The organism is Rudanella paleaurantiibacter (genome assembly GCF_009184635.1).
Classification (GTDB): Bacteria; Bacteroidota; Bacteroidia; order Cytophagales; family Spirosomataceae; genus Rudanella; species Rudanella paleaurantiibacter.
On the sequence record NZ_WELI01000003.1, the window covers coordinates 139474 to 159701 of the forward strand.

Genomic DNA, 20228 nt, shown 5'->3' on the forward strand with positions numbered 1-20228 from the left:
TTTCCTTTCTCCCTTCTCCTTTTTCCCTCCATCCCTATCCATGCAATACCAGCACCGGCACGTCGGTCTGTGCAACCATCCGTTCGGTTTCACTCGGGTTGATTAGGTTCTGGAAAAAGGTGCGCTCACGAGTGGTCATCACCAACAAATCGGCGGGGTGCGACTCCAGATACTCAGTAAGCCCCTGCGTAACCGACCGGGCTTTCACTTTTTCCAGGTCGAGGGGCAGGTCGCCGTGCTGACGCTGTAGCTCCATGAGAAGCTGATGGTCGTCGTAGAGGTTGGGCTGGTTGGCCGCGTCGACTTTCACCAGTTGCAGACTCGCCCCAAACACCCGTGCTACGGCCATTGTCTGCGCGAGCATGTCGCGTTCCTCGAACTCCAGTTGGGTAGCGTACACCACCTGTTTCACCTGCACAGGGGCCGCAGGCGCATCGTCGGGCAAGTTAGGAACCACCAGCACCGGGCAGGTGGCGGCCCGCGCTACATCGGCAGCGGCACTCCCCACGAGCCGGTCGAAAAAGCCGGTTTGGGCGCTACGGCCCGTTACAACCAAATCAATATCGCGCTCATTGGCCACGGCCACAATTTCGTCTTCTACAGCCCCGATCCGCCATTCTGATTCAATGGCAACACCCTCCGGCTGGAGTTTTTGCACCAGCTTTTGCAGGTTCTCGCGACCAATCTGTTCGAGGTCGGCGGTTGCCATAACGCCCACGCCGAGGTCGCCCATGGTAGGGAGGGTGGCATCCGGGATGGGGGGCTGATACACATGCAAAACCACCAGCGTGGCCTTGTATTGGCGGGCAAAATACAGAGCCCAGTCTAAAGCATGTTGGGTCGATGCGGTGAAATCGGTCGGGAAAAGGATGGTTTTCATGGTATTGTAGTTTTCAAACTAACCCCAAAATAGAGCGGCCTGTTTTACCAGCCGTAATAGCTTTCGGGCGTTATACCCTTGAGCCGGAGGTAAACAACGCACTGCCCCCGGTGATGGATAATATGGTTTTCGAGCACATACAGCAGCCGCCAACCCGGTATTTTGTGCTCCCCGTACTCTACAGTGGCCAGCAATTTTTCGGCCGGGATGGTTTCGATAGCCCGGCGCACATGCGCGTACATGCGGGGCAGTTCGGCCATCACCTCGGCCTTGGTCATGTTGAGGGGCAGGCGTTTACCCGCGTACAGGTTGGGTTGCTCAAAGTCGGCCTGCAACTGCCCTACCGTGTACAATAGACAATGCCGCCATTGCTCGGCAAAGGTCATGGCCTCGGGCGTGTACCGGAACGCATACCCGGCGTCGGGCATCTGCTCCGCCGTAGCAATCGATATTTTTTCGGAAGCCCGCCAGGCGTCAAGCAATTCCTGCCGGATTCGGTCGGCCTCGGGGTTGGCCCCCGGCAGCGAGACAACGGGCAGCCCGGCTAACCCGGCTGCCCGTTTAAGAAAGGTCTTACGTTTCAAGAGAATTAATGAGCTACAAGCCAGTTTTCACCCACGCCAATACCGGTATCCATCTTGACGGCCATCGGTATGGCGTTTTTCATGATATGGTCCACCCGTTCGCGTAGTATATCCAACTCATCGCGGTGGGCGTCGAACACCAATTCATCGTGTACGGTTAGAATCATTTTCGACTGCATTCGCTCCCGGCGCATCATATCGTGAATCTGAATCATGGCAATCTTGAGCATATCGGCCGCACTCCCCTGAATGGGGGCGTTGATGGCGTTACGCTCGGCAAACATCCGATCGGTTACGTTGCGGGAGTTGATGTCGCGCAGGTACCGCCGACGACCCAGAATCGTTTCGGCATACCCAAAACCACGGGCCTTTTCAACGCTCTGTTCCATGTACGCTTTCACAGCCGGAAACTCCGCGAAATACTCCTCGATAATCTGAGCCGCTTCTTTGCGCGGAATTTTCAGCCGTTGCGCCAGCCCGAACGACGAAATCCCGTAGATGATCCCGAAGTTGATGGTCTTGGCCTTCCGGCGCATCTCGCTCGTTACCTCACCCAGGCCCACATGAAACACCTTGCTGGCCGTTTGGGTATGAATGTCGATGTTGTTGTTGAAGGCGTTGGTCATGGTTTCGTCGCCACTGAAAGCGGCCATAATCCGCAATTCGATCTGCGAATAGTCGGCCGACATAATCAGGAACTCCTCCGACCTGGGCACAAACGCCTTCCGAATTTCCTGCCCGCGCGGGGTCCGGATAGGGATATTTTGCAGGTTCGGGTTGGTTGAGCTGAGCCGCCCCGTAGCCGCCACCGCCTGATTGAACGAGGTATGAATACGACCCGTGCGCGGGCTAATAAGCAACGGAAGGGCGTCGACGTATGTATTTTTGAGCTTGATCAGCTCCCGGTAGTCGAGAATCTTGCGGGCAATTTCGTGCTCAGCTTCCAGTTTCGACAGAATTTCCTCGCCTGTAGCGTACTGCCCTGTCCGGGTTTTCTTGGCGTTTTTATCCAGCTTGAGCTTATCAAACAAAACCTCGCCCAACTGCTTTGGCGACCCGATGTTGAACGACTCCCCGGCCAGTTCGTAAATCTCCTGCTGCACCTGCTTCACATCGGTATCGAGCGTGGCCGACAGCTCAGCCAAAGCGTTGGTATCAATCCGAATACCTTCCAGCTCTAGATCGGCCAGCACCTGCACGAGCGGCATTTCGACCTGATCGAACAGCTTGAAGAGGTTATCTTTTTCGAGCAACGGCTCAAACGTTTGCTTCAATTGCAGGGTAATGTCGGCATCTTCGCCGGCATACTCCACAATTTTCTCCACGTCGACCTCACGCATGGTCAACTGCCCTTTGCCTTTTTTACCAATCAGGGCTTCGATCTCAACCGGGTGGTAGTCCAGGTACGTCATGGCCATAATGTCCATGTTGTGCCGCTGCTCGGGCTCAATCAGGTAATGGGCAATCATGGTATCGAACAGCTTTCCCTGCACCTCTACGCCGTACTTTTTGAGCATCAGCAGGTCGTACTTCAGGTTTTGCCCGATCTTGGTAATCGCCGGGTCCTGTAACACGGGCTTAAACACATCGACAACTGCCTGAGCCTCGGCCCGGTCGGCCGGAACGGGCACGTAAAAAGCCTCGCCTGTCCGGTACGCAAACGCTAAACCAACCAAATCAGCCTCGACGGGGTCGATGGCGGTGGTTTCAGAATCAAAGCAAATAGCCGTTTGACTACTCAGGAAATACGCCAGACTGGCGCGAAGTTCGGGTGTATCAACAAGCCGGTAGTCATGCCGGACCGACTGAATGGTTTTGCGCGGTTTGCTGGCGCCCGTCTCGATTTCGGCATCGGGGTAAACGTCCAGAAACGCGGGGGCATCGGCGTCGGTCGGGGTTGCTTCGGTTGCAGCTGCTTTTTTGCGGGTTTTGGGAGTTGGCGTATCAGCAACGGCCGCGTCGCCCGGCTCAAAGCCAAACGGCAGGTCGGCCGTACCCGATGGGGCCGGGGCAGGTGCGGCAAAGAGGTCCATCTGCCCGTTTCCGGCCGCTTTAAACGCTGGAGGTAATGGTTGGTCGGCAGGCGAATCGAGACCCAGTCGGCCTTTCATCTGCCGGAACTCCAGCTCGTCCATCAGGGCCGTCAGCCGGGGTTTGTCGTACTCGGTCAGGCGCAGGGCCTCCGCATCGAAGGGCACGGGGACATCGAGGTGAATGGTCGCCAGTTGTTTCGACAACAATCCCTGATCGGCGTATTGAACCACGTTTTCTTTCAGCTTCCCCTTCAGCTGATCGGCATTAGCAATGAGGTTTTCGACCGAGCCAAATTCAGTAATCAGTTTTTGCGCTGTTTTCTCGCCAATACCCGGAATTCCGGGAATGTTGTCGACCGCATCGCCAATGAGGCCAAGCATATCGGTCACCTGCTCGATGCGTTCGATTCCCCAGCGTTCGCACACCTCTTTTACCCCCTGTTTTTCGGCCGCTTTACCCATAAAAGCAGGTTTGTAAATATGGATGCACTCATCCACCAGTTGCCCGTAGTCTTTATCGGGGGTCATCATGTACACCTCAAACTCACCCGTAGCGCAGGCCCGTTTGGCAATAGTCCCGATAATGTCGTCGGCCTCGAAGCCCTCCATAATCAGGATGGGGATATTCATGGCTTCGACAATCTGTTTGATGTACGGCGTAGCCACGCTGATATCTTCGGGCTGCGACTGCCGGGTGGCTTTGTACATCGGAAACTGTTCGTGCCGAAACGTTTTTTTGGAGTGATCAAACGCGACCCCGATATGCGTCGGTTTCTCTTTTTGCAGCACCTCCAGCATGGCGTTCATAAAACCAAATATGGCGCTGGTATTCAAGCCCCTTGAGGTGATACGGGGGTTTTTATTAAACGCAAAATGGGCGCGGTAGATCAACGCCAGGGCGTCGAGCAGAAACAGTTTGTTTTGTGGTTTTGCCATGCAGGAAAGCCTATCTTTATGTCGTGTAAAGATAACACATCTGCCGAAGTAAAGCTCCCAAATACCCGCTACCGATTACGTATGAAGGACCGTCTTGCAGCCATCTCCGCGTGGCATGAGCGCTATGTACAGCACGCGCTTTCGATCAACTCCACCCTATTCTGGGTGTTGTTTCCGTTGTTGGCTGTTATCTCCTGCTCGTTTTATTATTTCTACGTCCACCACTGGTCCGACATGGTTGCTCTTCCGCAGCGTCATTTAGTCGGGCGGGGCGTCACGTACGGTTGTCTATTTCTCCCGTTTATCCCTTTTCGGAGACTACACTATTATGTGGTTATAATCGTGATGGACCTTTTGTATAATCATTTGCGACTAAAACTGTTTTGAAGCAGCTTATCTAAAAACCTACAATTCAGGCAATTACCTCAAAGAGAATAAATCATTTTGCCTTACAGGTGGTTGCTGACCGTTCCTCCGATGCGGCAAGGGCCTTCGACAGGCTCAGTCTGACCAGAAGCTTGAGAGCCCCCAGTCAGCCTGAGCCTGTCGAAGGCCCTTGCGTCAGCCAATATGCATAATTCAGGTTAACTTACCCGTTAGGCAAATCAGTTATTCACCGCCGTGGGCAGCAAAACCCGGTCGATAAGGTGTACGACTCCGTTGGTGGCTGTCAGGTCGGTTTGTAGCAATGTAGCGCCTGTTACCGGGTTTCCTCTCCCGGTCAGGGTAGCCCCCTGCTCACTTACCGCGATACTCAGGGGCGTACCCTGTACGGTAGCTACATCGCCCGACAGCAGCATGGGGCTGAATGTCCGCCGGTTTACAACATGATACCGTAACACCTCGGCCAACCGTGCAGGTTCAGCGCTGCGTACGGCATCGGCATCAGCGTAGCCCGCAGCCCGAAAAGCCGCGTTGGTCGGTGCAAACACCGTAATCCCCCCCTCGGCCGACGACTGCAAGGCCGTCAGTACGGTAGCCCCAGCCCGGTCGATTGCTTGCCGAAACAGGGACAGCTCGGGGTTGGCCCGAATCAGTTCCAGCGTCGATAGCGATGGCACCGGCATCAGCCGATCAATCACAAACATGACCGAGTTCATTGCTCCAATATCGGCCTGTACAATGCGGGCAGCATTGGCAAACAGCCGACCGTCAGAAGCTTTAAACAAGGTCATCGAAGCCGTAACCAGAGCCGTAGGTACCGGCGTTGGCGTGTTGACTGGCAAGGTCGAGACCGCCAGCCGACTGTTGAGCACATGGTATTGTAAAATCCGCTGCACCTGCGCGGGCGACAGCGAATCGAGCGTCGATTTGGCGTATCCTGCCGCCCGGAAAGCCTCGTCGGTGGGGGCAAACAAGGTGCGAGACCCCGTTCGGAAACTCTCAGCCAGGCCTGCCCGGGTCAAGGCGGCATTGAGCAGACTCAGGTGGGGTGTCCGGCTTACAATATCGGTCAGCGAGCCCGTAGCCGTTACCGTCGAGGGCATCGTAACGGTCGTACTGGGCAGTGTAGGCTCGGGATCAGGCCCAACGTCAGTGCCTCGGCTACAACTGGTTAGCCAGATGGCTCCAGCCAGGGCACAGGTCAGCAACGACCACGATTGGGCAGATTGGATACGTGTTGTGTTCATAACGTCAGATAGCTCAACACATATTATGCCAAAACGGGGCGCCAAACCGTTTTTAGCGGCCGACACCCCGTTATGAAAGTGGGTGAGGAGCTGATTACGGCAGCAATACCCGGTCGATCAGGTGTACCACACCATTCGTAGCGACAATGTCGGTACGGGTTACGTTAGACGCTGACGTTCCGTTGCCCCGGCCGGTGATAGTTACGGAGTTACCATTGATAGCTACCGTCGAAGCCGACCCACCAGCCATAGGTACGGTACCAGCTGCGAGGTTCGTAGAGAATACCCGCGCCGGTACAACGTGGTTCAGCAGAATACCCTGAAGGGTTGCCGGGTTAGCCGCATTGATAGCCGCTTCGGTGCCCAAACCAGCCGCCGTGAAAGCCGTGTTGTTTGGTAAAAACAACGTAAACGGACCTGCTGCGGTGCTCAGAGCACCCACTACCGCGGCACCGGCCCGCTGAACGGCCGCAATCACGAGTGAGTATTGGTTGTTATTGGCCGTGTTGAGCGCTACAACAGCTTCAAGCAGGTTACCCGCTGGTGGAAGTAATACCTTGTCGATGGCATGGATAACGCCATTAGAAGCGGCAATATCTGCCGAAGTTACCCGCGCGCCATTAACCGAAACACCACCTGAGTTACGCGTAACGTACACTGTGCCGTTGGTCGAAAGCAGACTGGCCTGCGGAGCATTGTCGCCAACGTTGATCGCGCTCGACGCGACACGCGTGGGCAACACGTGGTATTGCAAAATGGCCGCCAGGGTAGCTACCGGAGCCGCATTGATGGCAGCCGCGTCGGCAAAGCCAGCCGCCCGGAAAGCCTCGTCGGTGGGGGCAAATACGGTAATGTTGTTTGTGGTACGGAGTGCATCGCCCAGCCCGGCGCGCAACACAGCGGCCTCAAGCAGACTGAACCGGCTGTCGGCAACAACTAAATCGGTTACGGTTTGGGGCGTGGTGCCTTCGTCTTCCTTACAGCTCGTGGCGATACCCAAAAGGAGTACGGTCATCAGAAATCCCATCCGACGAAAAAGCGATGTTCTAATCATTGGAAAGATAGTTTGAATTGGTTTGGTTGTATGTAGATAGCATAACCGCTACCAAATGCGATTACGGTTAATAAACGGACATTGATTAAAAACTGTTTAACACTTACCTATCAAATATTAAACAAAACACTCTTTTTCTGTTAGTTGGTCAATTTTTGTCCAGCTCAATTAACTTCGTACCCGACTCTGCGCCCGCTTTATGAACCCTATCGACGATTTTCTGCACCACATCCGTTTCGAGAAACGCCTGAGCCACCATACCCTGACGGCCTACAGCAAAGACCTTCAGCAGTTTAGCCAATTTCTGACCGATCAGTTTGGGCTCGAAACGCCCCTCACGGCCGACTTTCGGCAGGTGCGGGCCTGGATTGTGTCGTTGGTAGAGGCCGAAATGGACCGTACATCGGTGAATCGGAAAATTGCCACCCTGCGGAGTTTCTTTGGGTATCAGCTGCGCCGAAAAACCATTCAGGCCGACCCGATGCTCAAGATTCAGGCCCTCAAAACGAGCAAGAAACTGCCTCATTTTGTGGAAGAAAAGCCAATGGAAACCTTACTCGACGAAATCGAGTTTCCGCTCGACTTTGCGAGTCAACGCGACAAGCTGGTGCTTGAACTGCTCTATGGAACGGGTATCCGCCTGAGCGAGCTGATTGGCCTGAAAGTAGCCGATATTAACCGGTACGAACGCACCATTACGGTACTGGGCAAGCGAAACAAGCACCGGGTAGTGCCCATGCCACCCTCCCTCGCCGAACTGGTGGAAACGTACATTCGTCTGAAAACCGAAACCTTTGGTAACGAGGCCGATTCGGTGTATCTGATTGTGAGCGACAAGGGTATTCAGGCGTACCCCGTTCTGATTCAGCGTATTGTACAACGTAACCTGACACTCGTAACCACGCTGGAGAAAAAGAGCCCGCACGTATTGCGCCATACCTTCGCTACGCACCTGCTCAACCGGGGTGCCGACCTCAACGCGATCAAAGATTTACTTGGCCACAGCAGCCTTGCCGCCACGCAGGTGTACACCCACACCAGCCTCGAACAACTCCGCAAAACCTACGAACAGGCACATCCGAAGAGTGGGCGAAGGGAGGAGGAAGGGAGGAAGGGAGAAAAGGAGGAAAGAAACGAGTGAGGTCTTCCCTTTCTCCTTTCCTCCCTCCTCCTTTCTCCCCTATTTTTAATACCTCCAACTCGTGAGATCCGCGCCCTTGGGGGCCGATTCTTCAATTCGCTTCAGAATTTTGGGCACGTACATAGAGTTGTACCGCAACCGGCTGATGTAGTTGGGCTGCGTAGGGTCACCGTTCCAGCAGTGTTCGGCCCGGTCGCCATAGGCCACCTCGCCCCCGTAGTGCGGGTTGCGGGTTTGCTTCAGAAAATCCTCCATCAAATACACCGCATTGTTGAGGTAGAAGTTGTCCATATCGCCACAGTAAATCCGGATTTTACCCGCCAGTTTAGGGCCCAGCGTTTTCCAGTCGCGCTTCAGGATATGGAGTAAATCGTAGTTTTCGCGCCAGTAAGCCGCCACCTGCTTGTCGATTACACCCGTGCGCTTGTCCCAGATCGGTTTGGGGTAGCCGTCGGGGCCTTGTGGCGAAAACACCGCCTGCCAGATGTCCCACTGATCGCCGGAACGGGAGTTGGTTCCCAGCGCCAGTTCGCGGTGATTCATGTCCTCAACCGTACATTTCACATGCCCCAGATAGTCGCGTTTGCCGGGCCGGGGCGTGCGCTTGTGCGGGCTGTCGAGGTAATAGGCGTTCTGATCTTTGTAAATATCGACCACGGTGTACGCCTGAAACGTGATGGGGTCGGGGCAGGCCGCAAAACAGCCGTTGAACTCATCGGGGTACATTACCTGTACCGCCAAAGCCTCCCAGCCGCCCGTGCTGCCCCCGTAGGTGAAGCGAGCCCAGCCTTGACCAATCCCCCGAAACTGCCGTTCGATTTCGGGAATCAGCTCGTACATAATGGCATCGCCCCAGGGCCCCATACTGGCCGAGTTAACCGCATAGGAATCATCGTAATACGGGGTTGGGTGCTGAATTTCTACGATCAGCATTCGGGGAAAATCCTTGCTTGTCCACTGTTTGTAAAAATCGTGGGCTTCCTGCGTTACCCGCTTTTTATAGCCGTAAATACCAAACCGAGGCACGTAATCGCTCGTGTCCATGTCGGCCGGTGGTGGCGTCTCACTGAACCCGTCGAAATCGGCCGGAAAATGGCCGTGAAATACGCAGAGTGGAAACCGGGCGTTGGGGTGCTCATCGAATCCGTACGGCAGCAGCACATGCGCCCCCAGGTACATAGGCCGACCCCAAAACTCGGTGAGTCGCTTGCTCAACACCTTGATGTGCTTGATGTATTTGGTGTCTTTGGGCTCCTCGATGGGCGGAATTACCTGATCCATCACCACCGGAATCACCTGTTTGGTGCGCGGGTTGTACCGAATCTTGACGGGTTTGCTGTACAGATTACCCGGCGCCAGATTCCAGTGCTGCCCCTCGCCCCGATCCATGGGCAACTTTACGGTATGGCCTGTTTTGAGCCGAAACGTTTCGTACCGGTGCAGCACGGCCTGCACATAATACTCGCCCGCCGGTACATCGGCCAGGCTTTTGCGCGGGTACCCAAACGCCGAACTATTGACCGTAGCGGCCTGCCCCGGTTTCAGCCCGTCGACATCGACGCCAAACACCAGTTGGGTGTCGGCCTCATCGCTAATCTGAAAACGCGGTTCGGTTTTGGCGTCTTTAGCCAGCAAAAGGAGTACGCGCCCATCGAGGGCCGTGGAAGTAGCCGAAGCGGGGAACGATACCGAAAAAAGGGGTTGCGCCTGCGCCACCAGAGCCGTGAGCAAGCTAAACAGAAAACAATAGAGGTAACGCATAGAATGTTGGGCTTGAAATGCAGCCCAACTTACAAAAAAGTACCCGCATGCTGGTGGTGCAATAGAAATGACCGCTGGGCGTCCCCGATCTTTCCAAACAAGATGTCATCTCTGGGAACTGACCGTACCTCAGTCAAACAGTTAGTCGGGGAGGTTGAGGGCTGCTTTTACGCGGGCGTAGTCGGTCCAGTCGATGGAGGCCAGGCGGCCGCCGGTCGAGACACCACCGGGGATAATGACGTAGCGCATTTGCTGCGTCGCGTTGATCGGATAACTGGCCCTTAGCTCAATGCGTCCCACAAAAAACCGCTGATGCACCGTATAGGTCACATTACCGACTACCTCAGCGTACGGCAACGGGATTACCCGACCGTTTTCCTGCCAATATACCCGAATATCGGCCCGGTCGAGCACAGTTTGGGTGATCTGCGGAGCGTTGATGTTGGCCGTAAAGGGGGCCGCGCTCCCCGAAAAATTGACCGAGACCCAGGGCGAGTAAATCACGTTAGCCGTTCCTACCGGCCCTTGAGGGCCTGCCGGACCAGCGGGACCAGTTGGGCCAGCCGGGCCTGCTAGTCCGGTAGCTCCAGCTACGCCCGATACCCCCTGAGGCCCCGTGGGGCCAGCCGGGCCGGCCGGACCTTCGGGACCCTGAGGGCCTTCGCAGCCCACGAGCAACCCGCCCAGAAGCACAAACAGAACAAAGCCGGCGAGCGAATTAAATATAGTTGTTTTCATACGATAAAGTCTTGTCTTACTGCTATTTACAAAAAAACGCGATACAAAGGACTCAGTACAGGAAATTAGATGTTGGACATTAGACGTTAGACCTCCATATCTAAAGGTAGCAAGTCTAAGGTCCAGTGTCTGAAGTCCGAATGTCCAGTACTGAAATCAACGGATTTTGTGTTCGACAAAAGGCAAGAATCAGGAGATTGGTGTTGGTTATCAAGCCCGTAAGCACCGAATTTTTCGGCAACCTACACCCCACTGTTTACCGGGTTCGGGGCCCTTTCTGCCGGGCTGAGACCATAAAAAAAGGTCAGGATGGCCGGTAGCGGCACATCTCTGACCTTTATGCTGAACGAAACGCTCTCAATATTTAATCATAACCCGGATCGTCTGCGGAGCGGGTTGGTTGCCGCCGAAGTAAAGTCCATTCCGGTACGCAATTGTTTTTTTGTGCGTAAACGGAATCGGGTCTCCGTCGAGCACCTGATAGGTCTTTTTCTCGTAGTCGATTTTGATACTCAACCGGCGCTCCTCATTGATTTTCATGCTACCCAGATCCTGCGTGATGCGCTTGCCTTCCACGTACACATACGCGCCAAGGTCGATCCGGTTCTGTTTGGGGTTCCAGCGCCAGGCCACCCGCGCTCCGTCTACCTGATGCGGAGCCTGTCCCATGTGCTGGTTTTCGGACCCGACAAAGCCTAACCCGAAAATCTTGTTGTAGTCGAACTCATCCACCTGCGTCACGTCGTACATGCAGCTACTGTCAAATCTTACCGTAGCCGACACCTCACGCGGGCTAACGAGCATACCGCCCTTCCGTTTCAAAACGGGTTCGTACATGCCTTTTTCGATGACCACCCACTCAGGATCTTTCACCAGAAAATCGGGCACACAGGCCGAAACCGTAAACAACAGCCCGACAACGAGCAAGCGAATAAGGCCCCGTCGGGACAGACTGACAACAACGTTTCGTAACATGGGCTGGTACTTCTTTGAGGATAGCTCTGTACAAAGAACGGGCTAATTGACTCATTCGTACGACCATTGACTCAAAAATGAGGCACTATAGCCTGGGTACTACGTCACTTCAACTCAATTCTAACAAAAATCACCGGGCTGTACACCGATTCTGAAGTACTACATATTCCTGTTTTTCTGTAATCTTGTTCCAGTTCCGAACAAATAGTACGTACTTAATTCTCAGTATTGTGCTAACCTACCCTTAAATCTTACTACGCATTGATCATGATAAAAATGATTTATCGCTGGCAGTTAATCGCTCTAACTGGTTTTAGCCTGTGTGCCTGTCAGCCGTCTGCTACACAACTTACCCAACTCGATGTAACCAAGCTACCTAAAGCCACACCCGAACAGGTTGAGAAACTGGTAGAGCAGTTCATTGAGGCCAAAGAGGGTGAAACCATTCAGCTCCCCGAGGGCTATTTTGAAATGAATACCCAGCTAATTCTCGACAAGGTGAACCATGTGACCATCAAAGGAGCAGGCATGTACAACACCGTGCTATCGTTCAAAACCCTACCGGCTGGGGGCGAGGGAATGAAAATTGCGGGTAACGATGTGGTATTAGAAGGGTTTACCGTAATGGATGCCCCCGGCGACTGCATCAAAACACAGCACTGCGAAAACCTCACGTTCAGGGCTGTTAATACAACCTGGTCCTATAGCGACCTTGGTAAGCGTGGCACGTACGGCATTTATCCGGTGCAGTGTAAAAACGTGCTGATCGAACGCTGCGAAGTATCACGCTCACGGGATGCCGGTATCTACGTTGGGCAATCAGAAAATATCATTGTACGGAACAACGTAGTTTTTGAAAACGTAGCAGGTATCGAGATTGAAAATTCGGATAATGCCGAGGTGTATGACAACGTAGCCGAAAACAACACAGGTGGAATTCTGGTCTTCAATTTACCGGGTTTACCAAAGGCGTTTGGCTCACGGACGCGGGTCTTCAACAACACAATCCGCAACAACAACCACGAAAACTTTGCTGATTCGGGGCCTGTGGCCAACGGCAACGCTATCACGATGATTCCGCCCGGCAGTGGCATTGTCATTCTGGCGGGCAATGAGGTTGAGATTACAGGCAATAAGCTCATCAACCAGAAAACAGCGGCTATTTCTATTGCCAGCTATCATATCACGCAGTTGCCAATTCCCAAACACCCCGGCTGGTCGCCCTATACCACCAACGTATTCGTTCATGATAACACCTACGAACGGGAGTTTGGTATGCCTGACCTAACCAAAGATATGGGCAAACTCATTGCTACCAAGTGCTTAAAAGCCCAGGATATTGTCTATGATGGTATTGTGGACGAAAGCCGTGGGCGCGATGTGCAGAAAAACCCAATGACCATTTGCATCCGCGAAAAAACCCCCGACCTACGTTTTACCCGGTTTAGCTTACCGGCCAGTGGCAAGCTATCGGACATTGAGGCTTTTCCGGACGCAACTCCGTTCAACGCCTGTACGGTTCCTGTCAAAACAACCCCTCCTGTGCTGTAAAGCGACTATCAATAGCTGCTTTTTGGGTATGAAAAATTTCCGATTACTAAGCTTGGCCATGCTTCTCTTTAGCGGTGCGGTCTTCTATGCCTGTTTGGGACCAAACAACGCCCAAACAAATCCCGGAGAACTTGACTTTGAAACGTTTCCACTGAAAAGGCTGTCGGAATATGGCTTCTTCAAAGGTAACCTGAACGCCCTTCAACCTAACGAGCGGGTGCTGGTTTATGAACCCATTGCTCCTCTTTTTACCGACTATGCGTTTAAGAAGCGGTTTGTTTGGATGGCACAAGGCACCTCCGCTACGTTTGATCCCGCTGCTCCCGATGAACCGCTCGACTTCCCCGACAAGGCTATCCTGGTGAAGAATTTTTACTATCCAGCTGACTTCCGAAAGCCTGCCGCCGAAAGGCGCATTCTCGAAACCCGCCTGCTGGTAAAGCACCAAGGCACCTGGAAAGCCTATCCCTACCGCTGGAACGCCGAACAGACCGATGCCGACTACAAAGTAACGGGTGAGCGCATTCCGGTAAGCTGGACCGACGAATACGGACAGGCCCACCAGATTCAGTATGCAATGCCCAACAAAAATCAATGCAAAAGCTGCCACAATCGCAATGAGGTATTTATGCCCATTGGCCCGAAGGTGAAACAGCTGAACCACCCCATAGCCTACGCCGATGGTACCGAAAACCAGTTGGAGCGCTGGGTAAAAATGGGCTACCTCAAAGCGACCAAAACCGATATAGAACGTATCTCGCCATTGGTGAGTATGACCAACGAACACGCATCGCTCAATAGCCGCGCCCGTTCATACCTGGATGTGAACTGCGGGCATTGTCACAATCCTAAAGGGCCTGCCGCAACGTCGGGCCTGTATCTGAACCATGAAGAGCGCAACCCCTTCCACTGGGGCGTGCGAAAATCGCCTGTAGCGGCTGGCATAGGAGCAGGTTCGTTTCGGTTCGACGTGAACCCCGGTCAGGGCCGAGCGTCCATCATGACGTACCGAATGAACTCCGTACACCCCGGTATTATGATGCCCGAAGTAGGGCGAGTGAGTATCCATACGGAAGGCGTAGCCCTGATAGAAGCCTGGATCAATAGCCTGACTCCCTGACAGTTTACCGAAACTACCACGGCAATAGCCTCCTTTCCCCCTTCCTCCTTTTATTGATACACCCGCACCCAATCTACCTCCATACGCTGGGGGAAAATAGCGTCGTCGACGCCTTTCTGCCCACCCCAGTTACCGCCGATGGCCAGATTGAGAATGAGGTAAAAAGGCTGATCGAACGGCCACTGCTCGTACCGTTTGCCGTATGATTCCTTGTCGAAGGTGAAGTACGTTTTGCCGTCGACAAGGAAGTCAATTTTGTCGGTAGTCCAGTCGATAGCATACACATGAAAGGCCGTGCTGAAATCAGGAACCGTTATCTGATTGCCCTGCTGGGTTTTCTTCACGTGGTTGTACGCCTGCGTATGTACTGTGCCGTGCACCACGCCGGGGTCATAGCCCACGTGTTCCATAATGTCGATTTCACCGTCGTTGGGCCACACCAGCGGCTCTTTGGCAGCCAGCATCCAGATGGCCGGCCACGTCCCCCGACCCGGCGGTAACTTGGCCCGCACCTCTACCCGGCCGTGTTTCCACTCTACCTTGCCTTTGGTGCGCAACTTGGCCGAGGTATAGTTCCGGTTCTCCCAGCTCTCTTTGCGGGCCTCGATAATCAGAACGCCGTTTTCAATCCGGCTATTTTCGGGCCGATTGCGCGTGTAAAACTGGAGTTCGTTGTTGCCAAAACCGCTCCCGCCCACATCGTAGGCCCACCGGGCGGTGTCGGGGCGGGTAGCATCGGGGCGTGGCACATCGGGTCGGCCGAGGGTACTCCCATCAAATTCGTCGAACCAAACCAGTTGCGTGTTGATAGCTTGTGATCGAGCTGGCGCAGGGGCCTGCTGCCCCCGGCAAGCGAGCGAAAAGCCGAGCAGACTCAGCACATAAACAGAATGACGCATCATAATCAGTTGGAAGAGCTTTACAACCGCAATGTTACGCAAATCCCGACAGAGTACCGGGCGAGAGTCAACCCGTGCTACCTTGATCTTAATTCCGATTAAGGCTGTAGGTCACCTCAGTGCCGGGCTCTGTTTACCGGATTATCGGCCGCAGCCTGCTCATTAATCTCGACATTCTCCCCGGCGGTAATGAGCCATTTTCCGCTTTGTTTCACCAAAACCAGCGTGGCCATATCGTCGGTTTCCGGGCGTTTGTTGGTACCGTGATCGATGCCGTCGGGCGGAAAGTACGTCCCGATGTGCGACAGGACGTGCGCAATGGCCACATCGGGCGTCACAAACCGAACGGTTACGTTTTTCAGCGTCCAGGGGGTATTCTTGAAAAATGTGTCGTGAAACGCCTGATGCGCCAGGCGTACTTCTTCGCGACCTTTCCACCACATACCAACAATATTCACCCAGTCGATGTCGGGCGTGGCCCAGTTGGCAATATCTGCATAGTTGTGGTTGGCCCAGCTCTTCCCCATCGCGTCGATGGTAGCCCGGATAGCCACTTCGTCAGCCTTTTTGTCGGCCGATTGCCCGAAGGCGGTGTTCAACAGGGCTACGGTCAGCCCCACACAGAGTAGGTATTTCATGGTTCGATAGATTTGATTTCTGACACAAACCTACCGGCCAACGGCGAACGCTTACATGTAAAAAAACGACAACTTTACCCGGTGCGCCACCAATCGGGCGAAGCCATCTCCTGAGCCAGCAACAACGAGGGGGTCACCTCGGCAAACTGCCGAAAATCGCGCATCAGGTGCGAAAAATCGAAATACCCACACTGGTACGCTACATCAAGCCAGTCGAGCTGAGGCTGCTGTGTTTTCAGTTTGAAGGCCCGGTCGAAGCGGGCAATGCGAGCATAAAACTTGGGGCTCATGCCCATTCGCTCCTGAAATTTGCGCTCCAGTTGCCGACTGCTCAAACAAGCCTGATCGGCCAGCCAATCGAGCGAACGGGGCATTTCCGACTGCCTCAGGGCCGCAATCACCCGGTCGATTGGCTGCACATCGATCGAAAGGCGGGCGCATCTGTTCAGGAGCCAGGTTTCAATCAGGGCAATCATGCGTCCATAATCGGTTTCTTCGCCCAGCCGTTCGTTCAGTTCCTGCATGGTCCGATCGGTCAAGTCTTCGGCACTCAGTTCCTCATCCCGCCAGGTATGAAAAGGCGCTTTACCCAGAAACTGATACAGAAAGCCCGGCCGGAAACAGACCTGAATAATGAGGTGATCATTGCCAAACCCAATATTGATGCGCGACGTTTGACGGGCTACAAATATGCTCCGGGCCGATGTACGCGTTTCGGACGTACGGTTGGTGATGACTTTGACCTCGCTGCGGGGATAGAAATAAAGCGACTGATCGGCATCGGGCGGCATGGGCTTGATGCGTTGCTCCGGCGGAATACCGGCCATCGACGCATGCAGCAGCAGATAATGCCGCACGTAAGGCCGCAATGCCGGATGCGGCTGAAGGTTGGGCATAAACACCATAACACAACTTGTTAAATGGCCTGTTCTTATGTTTCGGCTACCCCAAACGTACGCTCCGGCGACCGACCATCGCGCAACAAAAACGCGTTGGGTGTCAGGGTCGTAAACTCCCGAAAATCGCGAACCAGATGCTGATAGTCGTGGTAACCCAGCTCGAGTGCTACACTCAGCCAGTCTTTGTCGGGACACGTATTTTTTAGCTTCATTGCCTGTTCAAAGCGGGCAATGCGGGCGTAGAACTTAGGGCTGACCCCTTCCCGGTCGACAAAGCACCGGTAAAACTGCCACTGACTCAGACACGCCTGATCGGCCAGCCAGTCGAGCGAAACCGAGCCGGGGCGCTCCAGCAGGTAGCGCGTAGCCCGGTCAATTGGGTGCAGATGCGGGTGCCGCGCCCGGCTCACCAGGTACAGCAGAAAATCTTCGACCACGGTAATCATCTCCGTGTAGTGCCGGCAGTAACTCAGCCGCTCATCGACCCGGTTCATTTCGCTCGAAAACACGGCTTCGGCATCTACAAACGCGTTCGTGAGCTCGCCGGATGGGAGCCCCGTGAGCCGATACAAAGCCCCCGGCTGAAACTGCACCTGAAACACCATAAAATCGCGCCCTACGTGCCGGTTGGTCACCATCGAATACTGCCCATTCACAATAGACCGGGGCTTGATTACGGTTGCCTCGGTGTAGCCGAACTGCTGGCGCTCCGGGTCTTTCGGATAAAACGACAGGCAGTTTTCGGCACGGGGCCAGTAAGCTTTCACGGGCAGCGACGTCATGGAAGCCGGAAACGAACAGCCGACGATTTTGAGCATCCTGACGTAATCGCGTAGCAGCGGTTGCGGGGGCCGGTAATCGAAAATGCCTTCCATATCGGTTCCAGACGGTTTAGTGAATCGCCAGCGGTGGCCCTACCACCTGCATATCGTGATCGGCAAAGATTTTGGCTCCTTCCGGCGGAGACGGCGGCCCCGATAACTTACCTAAAGTACGGAAATAGTTTTCCATTTTTCCGGCCGGTTGAAAAAAGAACAGTAACCGGCCCGCATCGGATAGCTGGGCAAAGGTGTGGGGCACGTTTCGGGGCAAAAAAATCAGGTCGCCTGCCGTAAGTGTCTGCTGCTCATTGCCCACCTGAAACAGATACTGTCCGTCCAGCACGTAGAAAATCTCGTCCTGATGCGGATGAATGTGCAGGGGCGGCCCACCTTTTTGATGGCCCGTGTACTCAAGCACACTCAACTGCCCTCCGGTATCGTCGACCGACACTTTAATATCGTTGGGGTTGACGCCCCCCAGGCGGGTTTGTTCCCCAAAGCGCCCCTTACCGGCCTTGACTACGAATGACTTAGCCGGAACCGAAGCGGCCATTGTGTGGGCGAGTGCATTTGTGGCAGTAGCGGCCACGGCTGTCCATAAAAACGTACGACGTTGCATAACGAACTCGTTTAGATTGTGTTATGCAAAAATGGGCCTAACCTAAGGCCCATTAGTGGTAAAAATCGGACGTTTTTCGGAATGTAGAACACCGTTTCGGCCCTACAAATAAACAGGCCAACAGGCTACCAACGAGACTTACCGCCCAAAGGCCCACGTCAGAAAGTCGGGCATAATAGCTCCCCAGGTTTCGGGGTTGTGGTGCCCCCCTTCGACCTCTACGTACCGCACATTCCCCGCCATACCGGGCTTCTCGCGCTGATACCCTATTTTTTCCAGCTCCGCAATCAGGTCGAGGGTATCGTCGATGGAGTCGATAACTCCGTTATTGTTACGGTCACTGGTTTCGTCGAGGGTGCCGGTTTGCAGCCAGAATTGCAAGCCGGAACGGTAGCTTCCCTGCCGCACGAGGGTATGCATAATCCGGTCGGTATCATCGTCGTAGGCACTGCTAAACGCCTTGCTCCGCCACCAGAACGACCCCGAAAACACCCCCGCCCGGCTGAAGTGTTCGGGATGGTGAAAGACAATATCGAACGCCGATAGCCCACCGAGCGAGAACCCCGCAAAGGCGGCCTGTGCTGGTGCTGCACTCACCTGGTACTGTTTATGGATGTGGGGCAGCAGTTCGGTCAGTACAAAGTCGGTGTAGAGCCCGGCTTTGCTGCCGCGCTTCATGTAGTCGGGCTGGGCCGCTGTGCCGTACTCCTGAATCCGGTCGGCATGCGTATGAATGGCCACCAGCACAAACGGCCGGACGGCCTGTTGGGCATAGAGCGAATCGAGCACCTGGGGCAGCCGCAACCGGGGGAGGTCCTGCCCGTCGTTGAGATACAGCACCGGGTACGGTTCGGGCGCGTGGGCGTCGTACGCAGGGGGTAAAATAATATCGAGTTGCACACTCCGATTGAGGGGCACCGAGTACAGCGATTGGTCACGAACGACAGTCACTAAAGTCGTCGAAAATGCCGGGGTGGGATCGGCCATAAAGAAACAGATAAACAAAAATAAGCTACGCACAACCGGCAAAATAAGGGCTTTTTTAGACGTAAACGGACCCGGTAGCGCTGCATGTAAGGATTTTAACTAAATTCCAATCGCAAACCACACGCCAAACCCAGCCCGGATCTCCGGCTTTTCGGCGTATTTCATCACAACATAACTTATCATCGTTTTGCATCAGGAATACCGTACTTACTACTCGCACCACCTCAATCGGACCCTCGAAATGCTCGTTTATGGCAACTGGGGCTACCCTATTCTGGTGTTCCCGACCACTATGGGCCGTTTCTACGAAGCGAGCGACTTTAAACTGATCGACGCGGTGAGCGCGCATATCAACTCGGGTCGGGTCAAACTATACTGTATCGACAGCGTTGACCGCGATAGCTGGTACGCCAAACACCTGCATCCCGGTGCCCGTATCTGGAACCACGTGCTGTACGACCGCTTCCTGAGCGAAGAACTGGTGCCGTATATTCAGCGCGAAACCAACACGGGCAAAATTGGGGTAGCCGGGTGCAGCTTCGGCGGGTTTCAGGCCCTGAACTTCGCGTTTCGGCACCCCGATCAGGTAGGACACCTCTTTTCGATGGGGGCCAAATTCGACATTCGGTCGTTTATGGATGGGTACTACGACGACAATGTGTATTTCAACAACCCGCCCGACTTTATTCCGAACGCCCACAACGACGAGTTTTACAAGATGAACATCGTACTGGGTACGTCGGAGCATGATTTCTGCAAAGGCTCAAACTTCGAAATGGCCGGTATTCTGGGCCGTAAGAACATTCCCCACTGGCTCGACGTAGTGCCCTGGGGTGAGCACGACTGGCCCGTCTGGCGGAGCATGTTTCCGCGCTATCTGAACATGATTTGACCGAGGTCCGGGCCGACAGTTTTGAACCGCTGCCGTTCAGCCTCCCCAACACCTTACACTAAACCTTAC

At 54.4% G+C, this 20228-nt stretch carries 18 protein-coding genes; 4 read left to right on the forward strand and 14 right to left on the reverse strand.

Annotation, left to right across the window (positions count from 1 at the left end; all coding sequences use genetic code 11):
* Window positions 1-34: 34 nt before the first annotated feature.
* The 5 genes from F5984_RS09270 to F5984_RS09290 form a co-directional block, all read right to left on the reverse strand.
* On the reverse strand, window positions 35-880 hold the full coding sequence (locus F5984_RS09270) for a universal stress protein (protein WP_152123997.1): 846 nt from the start codon (window positions 878-880) through the stop codon (window positions 35-37).
* A 44-nt stretch (window positions 881-924) separates the two neighbouring features.
* Window positions 925-1464, reverse strand: coding sequence for a DinB family protein (locus F5984_RS09275; protein WP_152123998.1), 540 nt, complete (start codon window positions 1462-1464; stop codon window positions 925-927).
* A 5-nt stretch (window positions 1465-1469) separates the two neighbouring features.
* Window positions 1470-4433 (reverse strand): DNA polymerase I, encoded by a 2964-nt coding sequence (gene polA / locus F5984_RS09280; RefSeq protein ID WP_152123999.1) that lies wholly within the window; start codon window positions 4431-4433, stop codon window positions 1470-1472.
* 605 nt (window positions 4434-5038) lie between these two features.
* Window positions 5039-6064 carry a fasciclin domain-containing protein gene (locus F5984_RS09285; protein WP_152124000.1) on the reverse strand — a complete coding sequence of 342 codons (1026 nt, stop codon included), beginning with the start codon at window positions 6062-6064 and terminating at the stop codon, window positions 5039-5041.
* Between the two features lie 94 nt (window positions 6065-6158).
* On the reverse strand, window positions 6159-7118 hold the full coding sequence (locus tag F5984_RS09290) for a fasciclin domain-containing protein (protein ID WP_246168886.1): 960 nt from the start codon (window positions 7116-7118) through the stop codon (window positions 6159-6161).
* A 199-nt stretch (window positions 7119-7317) separates the two neighbouring features.
* Here F5984_RS09290 and F5984_RS09295 point away from each other — a divergent pair, with 199 nt between their 5' ends.
* Window positions 7318-8259 (forward strand): tyrosine-type recombinase/integrase, encoded by a 942-nt coding sequence (locus tag F5984_RS09295; protein ID WP_152124001.1) that lies wholly within the window; start codon window positions 7318-7320, stop codon window positions 8257-8259.
* Window positions 8260-8304: 45 nt separating this feature from the next.
* Here F5984_RS09295 and F5984_RS09300 read toward each other — a convergent pair whose 3' ends face one another.
* The 3 genes from F5984_RS09300 to F5984_RS09310 form a co-directional block, all read right to left on the reverse strand.
* Complete coding sequence (locus F5984_RS09300; protein WP_152124002.1) at window positions 8305-10020, reverse strand: hypothetical protein; 1716 nt, start codon at window positions 10018-10020, stop codon at window positions 8305-8307.
* Window positions 10021-10161: 141 nt separating this feature from the next.
* A complete protein-coding gene (locus tag F5984_RS26905) occupies window positions 10162-10758 on the reverse strand; it encodes a collagen-like protein (RefSeq protein WP_152124003.1) in 597 nt (198 codons plus the stop codon).
* Between the two features lie 357 nt (window positions 10759-11115).
* Window positions 11116-11733: a hypothetical protein gene (locus F5984_RS09310; RefSeq protein WP_152124004.1), complete on the reverse strand. Its 618-nt coding sequence runs from the start codon at window positions 11731-11733 to the stop codon at window positions 11116-11118.
* Window positions 11734-12000: 267 nt separating this feature from the next.
* On the opposite strand from F5984_RS09310, the gene F5984_RS09315 reads away from it, so the two are divergent.
* The gene (locus F5984_RS09315; protein WP_152124005.1) at window positions 12001-13284 is read left to right on the forward strand and encodes a parallel beta-helix domain-containing protein; all 1284 of its coding nucleotides are present in this window, start codon (window positions 12001-12003) and stop codon (window positions 13282-13284) included.
* A 58-nt stretch (window positions 13285-13342) separates the two neighbouring features.
* Window positions 13343-14404, forward strand: coding sequence for an SO2930 family diheme c-type cytochrome (locus F5984_RS09320; protein WP_246168887.1), 1062 nt, complete (start codon window positions 13343-13345; stop codon window positions 14402-14404).
* Between the two features lie 50 nt (window positions 14405-14454).
* Here F5984_RS09320 and F5984_RS09325 read toward each other — a convergent pair whose 3' ends face one another.
* The 6 genes from F5984_RS09325 to F5984_RS09350 all read right to left on the reverse strand — a co-directional run bounded on the left by F5984_RS09325 (window position 14455) and on the right by F5984_RS09350 (window position 19267).
* Window positions 14455-15303 carry a glycoside hydrolase family 16 protein gene (locus F5984_RS09325; protein WP_152124460.1) on the reverse strand — a complete coding sequence of 283 codons (849 nt, stop codon included), beginning with the start codon at window positions 15301-15303 and terminating at the stop codon, window positions 14455-14457.
* Between the two features lie 116 nt (window positions 15304-15419).
* The gene (locus tag F5984_RS09330; RefSeq protein WP_152124007.1) at window positions 15420-15941 is read right to left on the reverse strand and encodes an SgcJ/EcaC family oxidoreductase; all 522 of its coding nucleotides are present in this window, start codon (window positions 15939-15941) and stop codon (window positions 15420-15422) included.
* 74 nt (window positions 15942-16015) lie between these two features.
* Entirely contained in the window at window positions 16016-16846 is an 831-nt protein-coding gene (locus F5984_RS09335) for a helix-turn-helix domain-containing protein (RefSeq protein ID WP_246168888.1), read from the reverse strand.
* Between the two features lie 26 nt (window positions 16847-16872).
* The gene (locus F5984_RS09340) at window positions 16873-17715 is read right to left on the reverse strand and encodes a helix-turn-helix domain-containing protein (RefSeq protein WP_152124008.1); all 843 of its coding nucleotides are present in this window, start codon (window positions 17713-17715) and stop codon (window positions 16873-16875) included.
* A 16-nt stretch (window positions 17716-17731) separates the two neighbouring features.
* On the reverse strand, window positions 17732-18280 hold the full coding sequence (locus tag F5984_RS09345; RefSeq protein WP_152124009.1) for a cupin domain-containing protein: 549 nt from the start codon (window positions 18278-18280) through the stop codon (window positions 17732-17734).
* 138 nt (window positions 18281-18418) lie between these two features.
* On the reverse strand, window positions 18419-19267 hold the full coding sequence (locus tag F5984_RS09350) for an alpha/beta hydrolase (RefSeq protein WP_152124010.1): 849 nt from the start codon (window positions 19265-19267) through the stop codon (window positions 18419-18421).
* A gap of 241 nt (window positions 19268-19508) precedes the next feature.
* Here F5984_RS09350 and F5984_RS09355 point away from each other — a divergent pair, with 241 nt between their 5' ends.
* Window positions 19509-20159 (forward strand): esterase family protein, encoded by a 651-nt coding sequence (locus tag F5984_RS09355; RefSeq protein WP_019990569.1) that lies wholly within the window; start codon window positions 19509-19511, stop codon window positions 20157-20159.
* The last annotated feature ends 69 nt before the right edge of the window (window positions 20160-20228 follow it).

What these genes read in the sequence shown, in the direction of transcription:
- polA (WP_152123999.1), bottom strand. Translation starts at nt 4,433, where the DNA reads ATGGCAAAACCACAAAACAAACTGTTTCTGCTCGACGCCCTGGCGTTG.
- F5984_RS09320 (WP_246168887.1), top strand. Translation starts at nt 13,343, where the DNA reads ATGCTTCTCTTTAGCGGTGCGGTCTTCTATGCCTGTTTGGGACCAAAC.
- F5984_RS09290 (WP_246168886.1), bottom strand. Translation starts at nt 7,118, where the DNA reads ATGATTAGAACATCGCTTTTTCGTCGGATGGGATTTCTGATGACCGTA.
- F5984_RS09325 (WP_152124460.1), bottom strand. Translation starts at nt 15,303, where the DNA reads ATGCGTCATTCTGTTTATGTGCTGAGTCTGCTCGGCTTTTCGCTCGCT.
- F5984_RS09310 (WP_152124004.1), bottom strand. Translation starts at nt 11,733, where the DNA reads ATGTTACGAAACGTTGTTGTCAGTCTGTCCCGACGGGGCCTTATTCGC.
- F5984_RS09300 (WP_152124002.1), bottom strand. Translation starts at nt 10,020, where the DNA reads ATGCGTTACCTCTATTGTTTTCTGTTTAGCTTGCTCACGGCTCTGGTG.
- F5984_RS09340 (WP_152124008.1), bottom strand. Translation starts at nt 17,715, where the DNA reads ATGGAAGGCATTTTCGATTACCGGCCCCCGCAACCGCTGCTACGCGAT.
- F5984_RS09330 (WP_152124007.1), bottom strand. Translation starts at nt 15,941, where the DNA reads ATGAAATACCTACTCTGTGTGGGGCTGACCGTAGCCCTGTTGAACACC.
- F5984_RS26905 (WP_152124003.1), bottom strand. Translation starts at nt 10,758, where the DNA reads ATGAAAACAACTATATTTAATTCGCTCGCCGGCTTTGTTCTGTTTGTG.
- F5984_RS09295 (WP_152124001.1), top strand. Translation starts at nt 7,318, where the DNA reads ATGAACCCTATCGACGATTTTCTGCACCACATCCGTTTCGAGAAACGC.
- F5984_RS09350 (WP_152124010.1), bottom strand. Translation starts at nt 19,267, where the DNA reads ATGGCCGATCCCACCCCGGCATTTTCGACGACTTTAGTGACTGTCGTT.
- F5984_RS09335 (WP_246168888.1), bottom strand. Translation starts at nt 16,846, where the DNA reads ATGGTGTTTATGCCCAACCTTCAGCCGCATCCGGCATTGCGGCCTTAC.
- F5984_RS09285 (WP_152124000.1), bottom strand. Translation starts at nt 6,064, where the DNA reads ATGAACACAACACGTATCCAATCTGCCCAATCGTGGTCGTTGCTGACC.
- F5984_RS09270 (WP_152123997.1), bottom strand. Translation starts at nt 880, where the DNA reads ATGAAAACCATCCTTTTCCCGACCGATTTCACCGCATCGACCCAACAT.
- F5984_RS09345 (WP_152124009.1), bottom strand. Translation starts at nt 18,280, where the DNA reads ATGCAACGTCGTACGTTTTTATGGACAGCCGTGGCCGCTACTGCCACA.
- F5984_RS09315 (WP_152124005.1), top strand. Translation starts at nt 12,001, where the DNA reads ATGATAAAAATGATTTATCGCTGGCAGTTAATCGCTCTAACTGGTTTT.
- F5984_RS09355 (WP_019990569.1), top strand. Translation starts at nt 19,509, where the DNA reads ATGCTCGTTTATGGCAACTGGGGCTACCCTATTCTGGTGTTCCCGACC.